General features: G+C 44.2%; 12 protein-coding genes. 8 read left to right on the top strand and 4 right to left on the bottom strand.

Going from position 1 to position 16155, the window contains the following annotated elements:
• Nucleotides 1-208: 208 nt before the first annotated feature.
• The 3 genes from MSBRW_RS20490 to MSBRW_RS23990 all read right to left on the bottom strand — a co-directional run bounded on the left by MSBRW_RS20490 (nucleotide 209) and on the right by MSBRW_RS23990 (nucleotide 3488).
• Nucleotides 209-1867: a M81 family metallopeptidase gene (locus tag MSBRW_RS20490; RefSeq protein ID WP_011306650.1), complete on the bottom strand. Its 1659-nt coding sequence runs from the start codon at nucleotides 1865-1867 to the stop codon at nucleotides 209-211.
• 13 nt (nucleotides 1868-1880) lie between these two features.
• Nucleotides 1881-3191, bottom strand: coding sequence for a metal-dependent hydrolase family protein (locus tag MSBRW_RS16450; protein ID WP_011306651.1), 1311 nt, complete (start codon nucleotides 3189-3191; stop codon nucleotides 1881-1883).
• Between the two features lie 168 nt (nucleotides 3192-3359).
• Nucleotides 3360-3488: a hypothetical protein gene (locus tag MSBRW_RS23990; RefSeq protein ID WP_268990268.1), complete on the bottom strand. Its 129-nt coding sequence runs from the start codon at nucleotides 3486-3488 to the stop codon at nucleotides 3360-3362.
• Nucleotides 3489-3656: 168 nt separating this feature from the next.
• On the opposite strand from MSBRW_RS23990, the gene MSBRW_RS16445 reads away from it, so the two are divergent.
• Together MSBRW_RS16445 and MSBRW_RS16440 are read left to right on the top strand one after the other, a co-directional pair.
• Complete coding sequence (locus MSBRW_RS16445; RefSeq protein ID WP_155398345.1) at nucleotides 3657-3803, top strand: hypothetical protein; 147 nt, start codon at nucleotides 3657-3659, stop codon at nucleotides 3801-3803.
• A 417-nt stretch (nucleotides 3804-4220) separates the two neighbouring features.
• Complete coding sequence (locus MSBRW_RS16440) at nucleotides 4221-5501, top strand: threonine/serine exporter family protein (protein ID WP_048102725.1); 1281 nt, start codon at nucleotides 4221-4223, stop codon at nucleotides 5499-5501.
• A gap of 214 nt (nucleotides 5502-5715) precedes the next feature.
• Here MSBRW_RS16440 and MSBRW_RS16435 read toward each other — a convergent pair whose 3' ends face one another.
• The gene (locus tag MSBRW_RS16435; protein ID WP_011306653.1) at nucleotides 5716-7005 is read right to left on the bottom strand and encodes a metal-dependent hydrolase family protein; all 1290 of its coding nucleotides are present in this window, start codon (nucleotides 7003-7005) and stop codon (nucleotides 5716-5718) included.
• Nucleotides 7006-7505: 500 nt separating this feature from the next.
• Between MSBRW_RS16435 and MSBRW_RS16430 the strand changes: the two genes are divergently transcribed.
• From MSBRW_RS16430 to MSBRW_RS20480, 6 genes are all read left to right on the top strand, one after another.
• Nucleotides 7506-8363, top strand: coding sequence for a metallophosphoesterase (locus MSBRW_RS16430; protein ID WP_011306654.1), 858 nt, complete (start codon nucleotides 7506-7508; stop codon nucleotides 8361-8363).
• Nucleotides 8364-9238: 875 nt separating this feature from the next.
• Nucleotides 9239-11989 (top strand): PAS domain S-box protein, encoded by a 2751-nt coding sequence (locus MSBRW_RS16425; RefSeq protein ID WP_080565422.1) that lies wholly within the window; start codon nucleotides 9239-9241, stop codon nucleotides 11987-11989.
• A 512-nt stretch (nucleotides 11990-12501) separates the two neighbouring features.
• Nucleotides 12502-14049: a lysine--tRNA ligase gene (lysS, locus tag MSBRW_RS16420; protein ID WP_011306657.1), complete on the top strand. Its 1548-nt coding sequence runs from the start codon at nucleotides 12502-12504 to the stop codon at nucleotides 14047-14049.
• A 645-nt stretch (nucleotides 14050-14694) separates the two neighbouring features.
• Nucleotides 14695-14844, top strand: a complete 150-nt coding sequence (locus MSBRW_RS23085) for a hypothetical protein (RefSeq protein WP_196298005.1) — start codon at nucleotides 14695-14697, stop codon at nucleotides 14842-14844.
• A gap of 106 nt (nucleotides 14845-14950) precedes the next feature.
• Complete coding sequence (locus MSBRW_RS20485; RefSeq protein ID WP_052305873.1) at nucleotides 14951-15523, top strand: histidine kinase dimerization/phospho-acceptor domain-containing protein; 573 nt, start codon at nucleotides 14951-14953, stop codon at nucleotides 15521-15523.
• Nucleotides 15524-15561: 38 nt separating this feature from the next.
• Complete coding sequence (locus MSBRW_RS20480) at nucleotides 15562-16110, top strand: sensor histidine kinase (protein WP_052305874.1); 549 nt, start codon at nucleotides 15562-15564, stop codon at nucleotides 16108-16110.
• Nucleotides 16111-16155 lie beyond the last annotated feature (45 nt).

Raw genomic sequence — 16155 nt, 5'->3', positions numbered from 1 at the left:
GATATGTTATTTCCTCCCAGCACAGTTCAGTTAAAAATACGTAGCTTTTAATTATTTAACAGAATCTTAAACTTTTTTGATGCCATACTTGCCAGTATATTTATTGGAGGCGCCATTGGATCATTCTATGTGGTGAAAAGAATAAAAGGATGAGAGAAGCGGCATAGCAGATATTTGTCCATATTTCTTCGTATCCTTTACTTCTCCATCACTTGCCAGGTTCAGGATAGACTGCATCCGCATCCAGAGGGTACACCTTTCGTGTCTTCCTTTTGAAGGCAAAGGTGCTAAGGTCATTTGAGCCAATGCCAGGAGCATCGCAGTCGATGATCTGGCTGGCAATCCCGGTCCACCAGGCACGGAAGTGATTGGCTGACTTGACGACCACAATGCGGTAGTCTTGTGGGTCAAATCCGACCAGTTTCATCTGGTTGGCGTCAAACGCCTGCATTGTGCCAGAGATCACCGCCACATCTATACCTTCTATCAGCAGCCCAACGGCAGGCCCCACATCGAACTTCGTCCCTGTGCCCATGGGAGAAACGATCGTGTAACGCCCATCGCTTATCGATTTGACGTAGGCTTTTCCCCTTATTGGCGCGCCCCCCAGCTTGCTGCCCTTGCCGCCCAGTTCGACGTCAATGATCTTTCTCACGCCAGCTTTTATAGCTTTCTGCACTGTCTCCGGATCCCGGATCGCGCATACTGCTGCTTGTTGCACGTTGTTCTTGATAAGTTCCCGGAGAAGATGGGTGGCATCTCCCGGAGCACCTGCTCCCGGATTGTCTGATTTGTCAGCGATCACGATCGGTCCGGGATTCTTTTCGTCTGGCAGGAACCCGGAAGATCGCTCAAGTTCTTCCTTCGCACTGCTCAACAGCGCCGTACTCTCGTCATACAACAGTGGACGGCCAACCTCCGTCGGCAGGATCCGCCCCTGCTTAACCAGCATTGTCAGGGCCTGGTGTACGGCTTCTTCGGTAGAGAGCGGTTTCGCTACGAACCGGTCCCGGTATTGCCAGAGCAATGCTGCGAACTCTTTGGCTGTTTTCTCGGCCAGTTCGGGACTTGTCGCCCAGCAATTGACAACAGGCGAGTTGAAGGGCACATCAGCGAAGGGGAATCCATAAGCAAACGAGAATTCGTAGATGCCATCCCGCTTGGAGAATTCTTCCACCTTCTTCCTGATCGGCGCATAGAGATTGCCGTCCATAGTCGACATGGCCTGCATTATTAATGGCAGGCGCTCGAAATGACCATAAGGCTTGATGTCGCCCTTGACCATACCTGGAAGCAGTTTGGCGGCCCGATAAGCGGTTTCATACATGTCAATATGGGGATAGTGGTAAACTAGGGAGAGCAGATCCAACTGCCGGACATCGTCATCGCTCAGGTTGCTGTGGTGATCCTGAGCGCTGATTACTTTGACTCTTGGCCCGAGCTGCTTTCGGATCGCTGCAGTCAGATCTGTCTCAGCATCATCGATGCCCTCGGCAACACCCGCCCCATGCAAACACAGCGCGACCGCATCGAGAGGCATGGATGCCGCCAAACGATCGAGGATATCCTTCTTCATTTGCTGATAGGCCTTACCCTCAATAGTGCCCCCGGCGCTAAAACTCCAGAATGTCGTAGGAACAATATCCACTTCAGGAAACTCTTCGAGCGCAGCAATAAACCCTCCCATGTAGGTTTTTGACCCTTTGTAGTCATCGATGAGGGCTTGATCTGCCCACTGCTGAAAGCCGGTGGTCATGTTACCGGTGATCTTCGCCTTTCCCATCGTTTCATCTGCAAAGGTATTAACTTCTTCAAACAGGCCAGCCAGCGCAATTCTGATTTTCCCTTCCTTGCCAACGCTTTTCATCTTGATCCTCTTCTCATTTATTGTTCTGAGTTCTTTCATAGAGCGTGTTCTTGTAGATCTTGCCGTCCTTCATGATCAGCACGAGGTTCTCTTCCGGTTTTGTCAGGACCGAAATATCCTCGAGTGGGTTGCCGTTAATGAGCAATAAATCTGCATAGGCTCCCTCCTCGATCACACCGAGTTTGCCAGGGTAGGGGTTCTTGGGACCCGACATGGCGAGCAGCTCTGCACCATTCGCGGTCGCTTGGCGAAGGATCTCCGCCGGTGTGAACCACTTGGCGCGATGCTTGAATTCATCGTTGATGTGTTCCAAGGTTTCGGGGTCGGTGATGATGTCCGAGCCAAAGACGATCTTGGTAAAGCCGATCTTCTTGCATATTTTGAACATATTGTCGATGCCGGCATAGGCCTGACGATGCTTGTTGGCCTGGTCCTCTGTGTATCCGTGGGGAATAAAGGTGAAGACAATGATCTGCGGGGAGAGCCAGACATTCTTCTCTTTCATACAGCGGAGCGTCTCCTCGTCAACTAGGTTGGCATGCTCGATACTTTTCACGCCGTTGTCGATCGCCCGCCGAATTCCATCGTTGTTGTAAACATGGGCCAAGACGTAAGTGCCAAAGTCCGCGGTGGCCTGGACGGCGGCCCGGATCTCTTCCGGCGTGAACTCCACCACTTCGAGAGGATCGGCGTAAGAGCCGGTGCCCCCTCCCACAGCAATCTTGATCTGCGATGCACCCCGCCGCAGGTTTTCCCTGACGGCCTTCAACATCTCCGGCACCCCGTCCACGATCGCCATGTCGCCATAACGCACCATCGGATCCCAGGGTCCGTCGATGAGCTGGGACTCTTCGGAATCATGCCGATGGTCTGCATGCCCTGCTGTCTGGGAGATCATGGGTCCGGAAGGATAGATGCGGGGTCCCACGACATAACCCCGGTCGATGGCCTTCTTCAGTGAGTATGTATTTCCGGCGACGTCCCGGACCGTCGTATAACCTTTCATAAGGTAGGTATTCACTGTCTGGGTGGCTACATATGCATAGTATCTGGTATCTTGGGTGAAGATATCTCCGAACGGCATTTGCCCGATCAGATGTTCATGCGCGGCAATAAAGCCGGGTGTCATCGTACGGCCGCCGCCGTCGATCACCATCGCGCCGTCAGCGGTGATCTTCTGGGCCGAGATCTGCTTGATTAGATTACCTTCAACCAGCACGTAGGCATTCTCGATGCGCTTCTTGTGCACGCCGTCGAAGACGTGAACATTGGTAAAAAGAGTCTTTGATTTGGCTGCCTGATCAGCCGGCGTTGTTGCTCCCATTTTCCTTTACCCCCATCTGAAATTTCCCCCGTTTCAATGAATAAAAACTATATTATTCAATTCTATGTATATAAATGGCAGCATATATAGGTTTTGAAATAGAAACGTTGATTGCTGTTCCTCTGAACGGCAGATTCAGACCGTGATTTTTTAAAAAGAATCGGGACTTTACCTGCTGGTGATCTCCGTGATGATAAGCCCGATGAAGGACGTGTCGATCCTAGAGATTATCTTTGAGGAAAGCTCTTTACTGAATGCCCGGTAATACCCGACCGCAAAGAGGAGGATGCCGAGCAATTCGAGACCTTCAAGGCAGTCTCGACATCGTCCGTAAGAAAGAACGGAAGCTTACTGTTCATGATTGAGAGCCATATGATCGCGTTCTCCTGTTTAATGATATAGTTCCCAGGAATAGAACAGTCCTTGGTGATGCCCCAGACGATACAGAAAGCTAGGGTGACGGAGATGGTAGTGGAAATTATCTTCTCGAAGACAAACAAAGATACATGTATGGCAGGATTTTTGAAGTACAGGGCGAGTTATAGAGATGCGGAAAATGATAAAAAGCTCTCGGAAAGGGTCGAAAAGTTTTCGGAAAAAGAGTTAAGATGATCACTGAGCGTTGTTAAAAAAAGGTTATTCCTGAACTCATAAATCTTGGGATGAAACCACAGCAAGGATCACTTTCAAAAATACAGGCATTGTGGAACTTAAAGACATAAAATTAAGTGATAGGTTTCTGAACCTTTCTTTCTCTTGAAAGACGAAACAAGAGCAAGCTTCTACTCCATGCCTGACGCCATTATATGCCATTGTAAATGATCTCAAATTCGATTTAAAAATCCCTTATCTAATTTCAGCACGTATAATTCGTATGTTCTTTTTTATAAATATCTCATTATTACATAACAGTTACCTTCTTTGTCCATGCCTCTAAGACATTCAGTTTTTCCAGGCAGCCAATCCGCTTCAAGCCCGAAGCTAGGCCGCGATTCCTTTATTGTTTTGAAAATTGGGAAGAGGATAAGTGTGAATGAAAAGGTGGCCATATCACCAGGTATTGAGATGAAGATTCAAGATGATACAATTCACCATTTCGACGATTCGTTCCGATTTATCATCGCAATGGCCAGGGCATACCTGAGATATGGCGGTTATTCATTTGAAACAGATGTGTCCCTGACCCGTATTATCAAAGCACTGGGATTAAACGGGGAGATTAATGCAACACCAAATTCTATTGAGATTGCGGTCTGGCTGAACGATGAAAGCCGGCAGACGATATACATGGCCATAACGAGGGATACCGACTATAATTTGGCCAAGCTGGCACAGGTAGGAAATCTCAGCGACCAGGTTGTAGGCAAGGAGGTCCTCCCGGTGCAAGGGCTGGAGCGCCTGAAGGAAATTGATCGTGCTCCTGTTGTGTATGGCAATCTCATGAATCCGCTGGCGTTTGTGCTGTGTGGGGCGGGCTTTGCGGTCGTCATTGAGATGTCATGGCTCAACGTCTTTCTTGGTGGGGTATTTGGCCTCATATCCTTCGGAGTTACCCTTTTCGCTTCACACAATTCCAGAATGGAAATTATCATGGAAATCCTCGCAGCAGCGACTGTTGTTGTTCTGGCAAGTGGTCTTGCCGTCCTTTATCCAGGTATAATTCCACTCGGTGTTGCGGTATGTGCGGTCGTCTGGTTCATTCCTGGTTTCGGTCTCACCATCGCTCCGAGGGAAATCATCTACGGCAACACTCTTTCTGGCATCATTCATTTAACCAATGCTCTGGTTGTTGCCTTGAAGCTGCTCCTGGGTGCACTTATCGGGCTTTCAGTTGCTCGGAGTCTTTTCCCTGCGCCCATACCGGAATCCTTGCCAGGAGTAGCTCCGGTGTGGGCCTGGGTATTCATTCCAGTGCTGGTTATCGGGCTTGCTTTCCTGTTCAGAGTGATGCCGCAGAACCTGGGATTAGTGCTGGCAGGTGGGTGGCTGGTATGGGGGGGAGTGCAGATGGGAAACGTGTTCGGTTACTGGCAGGGCACCTTTCTAGGAGCAGTAATTCTCACGGTTTATGCCAAATTAGCTTCTGCCAGATTCCGGATTCCGTCTGCCACCATTCTCCTACCGGTAATCATGATCCTGGTACCAGGCTATGCTTTTCTTCAGGCATTGTACATAGCAAATGAACAAGGGCCAATCGTGGGACTGAGTGCAGGCCTCCGGGTGTTCATCATCATTGGTGCCATCATTGCCGGTATATTTGTCGGAGACGCCATCGGATCATCCAATGTAGTGAAAAAATCGATGAGGTGAAAATAATAAAAAGATAAGAGAGGAATTGCCCATCTCCTCCATATTTGTTATTCCCAAATGAATATCCCGTCTGCGATACAAAGTATTGATTGCAATCTCTCTCAAGCGAAAAGTCCGATCCAAAACGAAGGGGGGAGCGGAGAGGCATTGTCGCAGCCTGTCTGCGATACCTGCCGAAACAGGAAGTAGCCACCGCCCACGATGAAGCCACAGGTCAGAGCGTGTTTTTGTAGATCTTCCCGTCCTTCATGATGATCTTGAAGTTGTTCTGATCGGCCACTAGGTCGAGACTTTCCAGCGGATTTCCATCAACCAGCAGCAGGTCAGCATAAGCGCCTCCCTTCACCACTCCAAGCTCGGCGGGGTAGGGGTCGCGCGGACCGCAAAGTTTGAGCAGCTGGGCATTATCGTGGGTGGCCATTTTCAGAGCTTCATAGGGTGTGTACCACTTCTTCATCTTAGCCAGGAATTTGCCCTGTTTTGCGGCGAGCTCAGGATCGAAAAGCATGTCGGTTCCGAAGGCGGTTTTAACCTGGTACTTTTTGGTGAGCGCGATGACTTTCTCCAGGCCGGCAACACACTGCGCATACTTGGCCGTGCTAATAGGATTCTCGAATTTAAAAGCGTCTTCGTCACCAACAGACATCGGCTGCATACTCCACCACACGCACTTTTCTGCCATTAGTTTCGCTGTTTCCTCCTCAATGAAGAAACCGTGCTCGACGGACAGAGCACCGGCTTCAATCCACTGCCGGATGGCCGCGTCGGTATTGGCGTGGATCATGACATAGGTGTTCCAGGTCCTGGTAACATTGCAGATCGCCTTCATCTCCTCGAATGTGTATTCTGTGACATCGAGTGGATCATAAAGTGAAGTCACACCGCCGCCTGCCATGGCCTTGATCTGGCTGGCACCCATGCGAAGCACCTCCCGGGTGCGCTTAATCACCTCTGGCACCCCATCTGCGATCAACACGTTCCCGACTCGCTGCATGTAGTCGAGCGGAGTGCCTGGATTCTCAGGCACGTCATTAGGGCCACGGAAATCGCCGTGACCGGAGGTCTGGCTGATATATGCGCCGGCAGGATAAACTCGAGGGCCGTCGATCAAACCCTCATCAGTGGCCTTCTTTATTGAGAAAACATTGGCACCGGCATCCCTCACCGTTGTGAAGCCGCGCAGAAGGGTTTCTCCAGCCGATTTGGCGGCCGCTATGCTGAGAAGGCCGAAATCGGAACTAAGTATTTTGCTGATAGGCCAAAAACAGAACATGGTATGCCAGTGGGCATCGATGAGCCCGGGCATCAGCGTGCGCCCCCCGCCGTCGATCACCATCGCGCCGTCAGCGGTGATCTTCTGGGCCGAGATCTGCTTGATTAGATTACCTTCAACCAGCACGTAGGCATTCTCGATGCGCTTCTCGTGCACGCCGTCGAAGACGTGAACATTGGTAAAAAGAGTCTTTGGTTTGGCTGCCTGATCAGCCGGTGTTGTTGCTCCCATTTTCCTTTACCCCCATCTGAAATTTCCCCCTGTTTCAATGGATAAAAACTATATTATTCAATTCTATGTATATAAATGGCAGCATATATATATTTTTGGAATACAAAATTGCGTTCTAACTGACAGCAAACAATTTGGTATCTTGTGCAGCTCGTCTGGTTCAGAGAGTTGTAATACTGCTATTTCTCTTATTTGGAGTGCTAGTAAGCCTTAGGTTGCAGGAAAGGACGGGACCACGACGTAAGGCTTTGATTGATCGTATTCTTTGTTCTTCTCTCTACTGTCTTCTAGTTCTTCTCAGTTTTCGGATTTTTACAAGAATCGCGTTTTGTATCATGATATTTCCCTCTACCTATTACATACGGTTCAGTCCCGATCATTTAAATATCGTAAACTACATATTGCTACGGGTCTGAAAAGTCATACTTTATTTCCAAGAATAGTTTTCTTTTCAGAAAGAATAATTTTTTCAAATCCTGAAAAACAACCTTTTATCGACTATGCCACCCGAAATCACACCTCTTATTGAAGAACCTGCCCTCATCATCAGGAACACCGAAACCTCACTGGTAGTTGCCGATATCCACCTTGGGATCGAATGGGATCTGTACAGGAGTGGGATAAATTTACCCAGCCAGATGAAAGGGCGGCTGGAAAAGCTTCTTGGGTATATCCGGGCAAATTCCCCTGATAGAGTAGTACTTCTTGGGGACGTGAAACATAATGTTCCTAAGGTCTCCTGGCAGGAGAAAGACGAAATTCCTCGCTTCCTCGAAACCCTTGCAGAATATGCACACGTTGATATTATTCCCGGAAACCATGATGGAGGAATTGAACTTCTTTTCAACAGGCAAAAAGATATCAGGGTTCATTCCGCGCGTGGTGTGGTTATTGACGGAGTGGGATATTTCCATGGGCATACCTGGCCTGACCCTGAACTGCTGGCTGCATCTTATGTAGTCACCGCCCATAATCATCCCACTTTTCGTTTTACAGATTCGTTTGGTTACTCAGTAGTTGAACCTGCCTGGATCAAGACAAAGTTCAATCTGGAAATCCTGAAAGCTCATTTCGGAAACCTCAATTTTGAGAATCTTGCACAGTGGGCAGATCCTGAACTCTTCGTAATGCCAGCTTTTAATGAGCTCTGTGGAGGCGTTCCTTTTAACGAATCCACTCAGGAGGAGTTGCTGGGCCCGGTTTTTTACTCCGGTGGAATTAAACTTGAGGCTTCGGAAGTGTATTTACTTGATGGAACAAGGCTCGGACTTCTCAGGAATATTCGGAAGCTGAAGCATACAAGAGTTAGAAACAAGAATAGGAATCGAAGATGCAGGAATTCAAAAGGCTCAGTATAATATGAATTCAAAAGGCTCTACATAAGATGATTTGGCATGTAGACAAAGAATTTAGCTTTAACTATAATCCGACCCTGTTCCAAAATCTAGTGATTTTTGTATTTCTTGATTGAAAATCTGAATCCGCAAGAAGAATCCAGTTTTCATCAACATCAATATTCGACATCTAAAGACTTCAATCCCAAAATTGTATTTCAAGATTGGGACCAATTATAAAATCTAGTGATTTTTTATTTTATGTTCATCACTGGATTTTGATACTGAGTCTATAATCCCAAACGTGAATATTTGAACTTAATTTATCACCACGGAAGGCGTGGAAGGCATGGAAAAATTATTCCCACATTTATTATTCTGTGCAGTATTAACATTACCATAATATCCAAATCTTTTTAAAATTTAACGCATATAACTATTTTGGATATTTGTATTATTTATAGAGTAAGTGAAAACTCATAGAATCGAGGAGTTTTGAAAATATTAATATTAGCTTCTCTATCTACTGACAAATGACAGATACTCATTCAGTGCTTATATTTTCTTAGTATGTGCAGCGCAGCAGATACTATCAACTTAGTTTTGAACCATCAGGTTTCTTTGGTCAAAAGGGAAGGAAAATGGGAAAGGATCGAAAACTCCAGGCGGAAAAATACAACTGAATGCAAGCAGACTGAGAAAGTGTTGGGCCAGAGTGAGCAGCACATCAGGTAGAAGTTATAGTCACGCCTGTAATTGTTGCAACAAAAATCTCATTGTATCTCACTTGAGCAGTTGCATTATTTAGCCTCGTGACTATAGAAGATATTCTTTCACCTGCTCGGGAGGTGGATAAACTGGAAATCACTGATATCGTTGACGTTCAGGCGATCCAGTCTATGATGGACAACTTCTACAAGATTACTCAGATACCCATGAGCCTGGACGATCTAAAAGGCAATGTTCTGGTAGGCGTAGGATGGCAGGATATCTGCACGCGATTCCACAGAGTTCACCCCGAAACCTGTAAGCACTGCGTAGAGAGTGACATAGAGCTGTCTGCAGGCATTTCTCCAGGAGAGTTCAAGCTCTATAAATGCAAAAACAACATGTGGGACATAGCGACTCCCGTTATAGTTGGCGGTCAGCACGTTGCCAATATTTTCTCAGGTCAGTTCTTTTTTGAAGATGAACCTCTGGACTATGAGCTTTTCCGCTCCCAGGCCAGAAAATATGGCTTTAATGAGGAAGAATACATAGCTGCGCTTGAAAAAGTTCCACGGTTGAGCAGGGAAGCAGTGAATACAGGCATGGCCTTCTTTATAACTTTTGCTAACGTTATTTCACAGTTAGGCTACAGCAATCTTAAGCTGGCCCAGTCGCTGGCGGAACGTGAAGACCTTCTGGGCGCATTAAAGGAGAGTGAAGAGCAGTTCCGTTCGGTCCTTGAGAACTCACTCGATGTAGCTTACAGACGAAACCTTCAGACCGATAGATATGATTACATAAGCCCGGTGGTAGAGAAGATTACTGGCTTCTCTGCCCAGGAAATAAGTTCAATGAACGAGAGTGAGGCTCTTGGTTGTATTCATCCCGATGATCGTCCCATAGTTACTTCGGGACTGGCTCAGGCATGCGATACTGTTTCTGGAACTCTGGAGTACCGGTTTAAACACAAGGACGGCAGATATCGCTGGTTCTCTGATAGATTTATGGTGAATAAAGATTGGAATGGAAAGCCACTCTTCAGTGGAGGAATTGTCCGCGATATTACAGAGCGCAAAAAAGTTGAAGAGACTCTAAAAAAAACACATAAATGTCTAGAAGAAAAAGTTAAAGAGCGAACAGCCGAGCTTGAGAAGGCTTACAATTCATTAAAAGAGAGTGAGACAGGTCTTGCTGAAGCTCAGAAAATGGCTCATATTGGAAACTGGGAGTGGGATATTGAAACTGATAAAGCCTACTGGTCTGAGGAAATGTATCGTATTTTCGGACGTGATCCTCAAGAGTCAGCACCTTCTTACTATGAATATTTAGGTTGTATACATCCCGATGACCGAGACTACTACCGTAATGCCCTTAAAAAAGCTGCAAAGAAAGATCTTTTTGTTATCGATTACAGGATTGTCTTAGCAAATGGGGAAGAACGTATAGTCCATCTAAAATCCGAATTCGTGTATAATAGTGAAAACACCCCCACTAAAATAAAAGGAATAGTTCAGGACATTACTGAAAGTAAAAAAGCTGAAGAGAAAATTCAGACATTGTTGAATGCAATGGAATCATCGGACGATGCTATTATAACTGAGTCTCTTGAATGTATTATTACAAGCTGGAATAAGGGTGCAGAGCAGATTTATGAATATTCAGCTGAAGAAATTCTGGGGAAAAATGTCTCAATCCTTGAACCGGATAATCTCAAAGGGGAAATAAAACAGTTAATTGAAAAAATTAAACAAAAAGAAAAGATCCGACATTACAAAACTCTGCAGTTGAAAAAGGATGGTACCTTAATAAATGCTTCAATAACTCTTTCTCCGGTTTTTGACGCATCTGGAAAGCTTGTAGCTATCTCAGCTATTGTAAGGGACATTACTGAGCGTGTCAAGGCGGAAGAAGCATTGCGTGAGAGCGAAAAGCGTCTACGTCGATTTTACGAATCAGATATGATCGGTGTGTGTTTCTACACTTTGAACGGTTCGATAACAGATTCTAACGATAAGTTCCTGAAGATTGTCGGTTACACTCGCGAGGACTTGCAGACTGGGCAAATTAAATGGGATAAGATGACTCCACCGGAATACTTTTCCCTGGATGAACGAGCTATTGCTGAACTCAAATCAAAAGGTGTGAGTACTCTTTATGAGAAGGAGTACATCCGCAAAGATGGCTCGCGCGTACCTGTCATTATTGGAGTATCTACCTTCAATGTGCCTTATGAAGGATTAGCCTTTGTTCTCGATATCACCGAGAAAAAAAAGGCAGAGGAAGCTCTGTCAAATCTCGAGACTGCCCGTAAGAAAGAAATTCACCACAGGATCAAAAATAATCTGCAGGTTATCTCTTCTCTTCTTGATCTTCAGGCTGAGAAGTTCGATAATCTCAATGTTATTGAGGCTTTTAGGGAAAGCCAGAATCGAGTTATATCTATGGCTCTCATCCACGAAGAACTATATAAAGGAGAGGGAACCGACACCGTGAATTTTTCTGAATACCTTAAAAAATTGGCTGAGAACCTTTTCCAGACTTACAGACTTTATAGTAAAAATCTCGGCTTATTCACAGATCTCGAAGAAAATGCATTCTTTAATATGGATACTGCTGTCCCGTTAGGAATAATTGTTAATGAGCTAGTCTCCAATTCCCTCAAACATGCGTTTACTGAAGACCAAGATGGGGAAATTCGAATTAAGCTTTGCAGGAAAGGAACCAATGACGAGATAAGTAAATCTCTTTTCATCCTGATAGTTTCAGATAATGGAAAAGGAATTCCTGATAATTTAGAATTAGGCAATCTTGAATCACTGGGACTGCAGTTAGTAAGTACTCTTGTTGACCAGCTTGGTGGGAAAATCGAACTTAAACGAAAACCGGGGACCAAATTTAAAATTACTTTTAGTGTAGTGGAAAATCCGAAGTCTATGAATTAATAGACATAGGATACATTTGCAATAGTACTATGAAAATTTTGCAACTAATTTGATACTTATTTTTCTCATAAAATAATGCTGATTTCACTAATAATTTATTAATATATGTACTTGTGTTCTCAATGTTTATATAATATGCATGGATGTATGGAAAAAATTAAATGTCATGACTCAGGCTAATAGACATTCATTATTCCTGGCATTCAGACTTGCAGCTTTCAGCCATAGAAATATGAATAAAAAATTCATTGTCTAGTAACTTACATATCTAAAAATTCACAAATCTCCGTGAGACCTTCCAAGATTCTTTTCTCCTGTGGGCACTCGGGTTGATTTATTAATGGCTGATTCGTTGATATTGATTTATTATTGATTTGTTCATGGTTAACTTACTTACTGACTTATATATGATTACTGATCGACTTAATAATTTATTATCGGTTTACTGATTGATCACTAATCGATTACTAAGCGGTTTATTCGTATTCACCTGAAGAGGATGTACTGATTCGATGAGCATGGAAATTAACAATGAAAAAATGTCAGATAGCCTTGTACCGTCTGACAATGAATCTGACAATAATGATATTTCAGATAGCAGGGTCTTTGATGATTCTAAACTTGCAAAACTAAACGGCATCAAAAGCCAGGGACTTAATCCGTACCCCTATAAATTTGAAAAGAATGGGGATATCTGTGATATCCAGAAAAAGTTCGAGGACTTTGAAAAGAATGAAGGGCTAACGGTTAGAACCGCAGGAAGGCTTTACAATATTCGCAGGCTTGGAAAAATGATATTTGCCGATCTTGGAGACCAGGGGGGCAGAATTCAGGTTACTTTAAGGAAAGGAAATCTTCCTGATGAGGATTTCAAGACTTTTAAAACCCTGGTAGATTCAGGAGATATCGTAGGTGTTCAGGGCACACTTTTCAGGACAAAACGGGGTGAGAACTCTATCAGCGTGTCCGAATTCTCCCTTCTCTCAAAATCTCTCTGTGCCCTTCCCGAAAAATTCCACGGCTTAAAAGACGTTGAAACCAGGTACAGAAAAAGGTATCTTGACCTTATAGTCAATGCTGATAAGAGAGAGATTTTCGTCATGAGGAGCAAACTCATCTCTGAGATCAGACGATACCTTTCTGACAGGGAATTTCTGGAATTTGAAACTCCAATACTCCAGAATGTGTACGGAGGCGCAAATGCAAGGCCTTTCACGACTTTCCATAACTGTCTCGGTCAGAAACTCTTCCTTAGAATTGCTCCTGAACTTTATCTTAAGAGGCTTGTTGTTGGCGGTTACGAGAAGGTCTTTGAGATCTCCAAGAATTTCAGGAATGAAGATATCGACACAACTCATAACCCTGAGTTCACCATGATCGAAGTCTATGAAGCTTACAGGGATTACAATGACATGATGGATTTAACCGAAGGCCTAATTTCGGAACTTGTGTTCAAGCTGACTGGCAGCTATGAAGTTAAAATTGGCGAAAACACACTTAATCTTCATACCCCCTGGAAAAGAATTTCCATGGAAGATGCCTTAAAAGAATATGCTGGACTTGATGTTTTTGCACACTCGCTTGAAGAATTGAAACAAATCGCAATCGAAAACAGAATCGAGGACTACGAAAAAGCAAAAACTTACGGAGAGTTCCTTGCCTTGCTCTTTGAAGGCCTGGTAGAGGACAAGCTGATAAATCCGACTTTCATTTATGATTTCCCTGTGGAAAACTCCCCTCTTGCCAAAAATCACAGGTCAAAAGAAGGCTTTGTCGAGAGATTCGAGCTCTTCTTAAATGGCTGGGAATTGGCAAATGGTTATTCCGAACTGAACGATCCTATTGAACAGCAAAAAAGGTTCGAAGAACAGGACAAGAAAAGAAAGTTAGGAGACCTTGAAGCCCAGACCATTGATTACGATTTCGTAAATGCCCTCGGATACGGAATGCCCCCTACAGGCGGCATGGGACTTGGAATCGACAGGCTTACCATGATTCTAGCGGGCCTGGACTCTATCAAAGAAGTAATCCTTTTCCCACAGATGAAAAGGGAAGACTGATTGATTTCGTACTTAATTTTGTTCTGCAGGTCCGAGTTTGTCCTGCTAAACGGACGGGCCAGTCGGGGAGAAAATCCCCTTCTTTTTTATTCCTGAGGAGCTTATTCCTGAAAAGTCTGAACAGCATTTTACTCGGGCAGCATAGAACTTGATTCGGCTGAAGTCTATCTGCTGGCTGGAACAAAATTAAGATCAGTGAAGAATCTCATGAAGCCAGGTCATGCCCTATCAAGACTGAAAAAGGGTAACAGACCTTAAAAAAGATCAAATAAAGTTCATGTTTTAATGGGAAGTAGTGAAAACATTCGACCTGGTGTTTAAAGTAGTGTGTGTTTTGGTTCTAATTAAGACGTTCTAAAAAGTCATAACATTTCCTGAGTATCTGGACGCATAATCTGGAGATTATATCCTATATAAGAATTTTTCAAAACATTTCTAAATTTTCCTAATATTCTTTTAGTTTGGTGCTTAACTTATTCTTTAATTTCTATTTCCTCCATTTTACCGACGTTGTCATATCAATCTAATGGCTAAAGACGAAATATATAGGGTTCTATTTGAGTAATCCAATGATGCAATTTTCATAACAAAAGGGAGCGTATTCTGGAAGTTAACCCTAAAGGCTGTAAACTTCTCGGATATGATATGGTTCATCTTGAAAAAATTTCCCTCATTTCTCTATTTACTGAAGAATCTCTTCCCGGCTTCCAGAACGCATTGAATGTAACTCTGGAGAACAGATCGGCGTTTTTTGAGGCGAAGATCAAAAGGTCAGACAGTCAGACAGTCAGATAATAGTATCCTCGATGTAGAGGTTAGTTCCTTAGCCATACGTGACCAAAGAAAAACTCTTTTGATAATCGTCCGGGACATAACTTTACGTAAAGTATCGGAACGTTTGGTGCAAAAAGAAAGAGAGATATTGAGTGCTTTACTGGAAAAAAGCCTTTGCGGAATATTATTAATCGAAGCTTCCGGCCACAAAATAGTTGATGTAAACCCTATTGCAATTAAAACGATTGGAAGATCAAAAGAAGAGATTGTCGGAAATATATGTCGCCAATTTATCTGTCCTGCAGAGGTCGGAAAATGTCCTATCAGTGATCTCGGACTAAATGTGGATAAGTCAGAAAAAATGATTATCAATGCTCAAAAGGAAATCATTTCGATCCTTAAGAGTGTGGTTCCGGTAACCATAGAGGACAAAGATTATTTTGTTGAATGTTTCATTGACCTATCTGAGCGTAAAAGAACCGAAGAGAATCTCCTCCGAGCAAAACTGGAAGCTGAAGCTGCCAACCGCACAAAGAGTGAGTTTCTTACCAATATGAGTCACGAGCTGAGGACGCCTCTCAACTCCATTATTGGTTTTTCGGATATTCTGCTCGAAAAAGTTTTTGGGGATCTCAACGGAAAGCAGCTGAAATATGTTAATAACATCCTGTCAGCGGAAAACATCTCCTTGGACTTATAAACGATATCCTTGACCTCTCAAAAGTAGAAGCCGGAAAAATGGAACTTAACTACAGTGAGTTCTCTATTGGATCGGTTTTCGATGAGGTAAAATCCACTATCTTGCCTCTTTCTCAGGTTAAATCTCTTGAAATGGACTTTAATCTGGAGCTGGATATTGGAATTCAGGCAGACAGAAGCCGCCTTATACAGATCCTTTATAACCTCATAAGTAACGCTGTCAAGTTCACTCCAGAAGGAGGCAAAGTATCTGTCTACTGTAAAAAAATCGGAAACAGAGCTATATTTTCGGTCACAGATACGGGAATAGGTATATCCTCTGAAGACCAGAAATACCTTTTTGAGCCTTTTAAACAGATTGATTCGGGTATGAACCGGCAGTACGGAGGTACCGGCCTTGGGCTTGCTCTGGTAAAACAGTTTGTTGATTTGCATAAGGGCAGAGTATGGTTTACAAGTGTTCAGGGAAAAGGTTCATCTTTCATATTTGAGCTGCCCGTAAATGGTCTGGATGAAGTGGAAAAATCGGAAAATGTATTCAAAGATAGTGCCACCAAAGTTGAGGTATCTGCTAACTTCTCAGGATAAATAATTCCAGATTTTATGCATAATTATAGGAATGCTTTTCCCAAC

Origin of the sequence: Methanosarcina barkeri str. Wiesmoor (assembly GCF_000969985.1) — an archaeon.
Taxonomy (GTDB): Archaea; Halobacteriota; Methanosarcinia; order Methanosarcinales; family Methanosarcinaceae; genus Methanosarcina; species Methanosarcina barkeri_B.
Note: the sequence above shows the minus strand (reverse complement) of the source record. Positions and strands in the feature narration are given on the sequence as shown.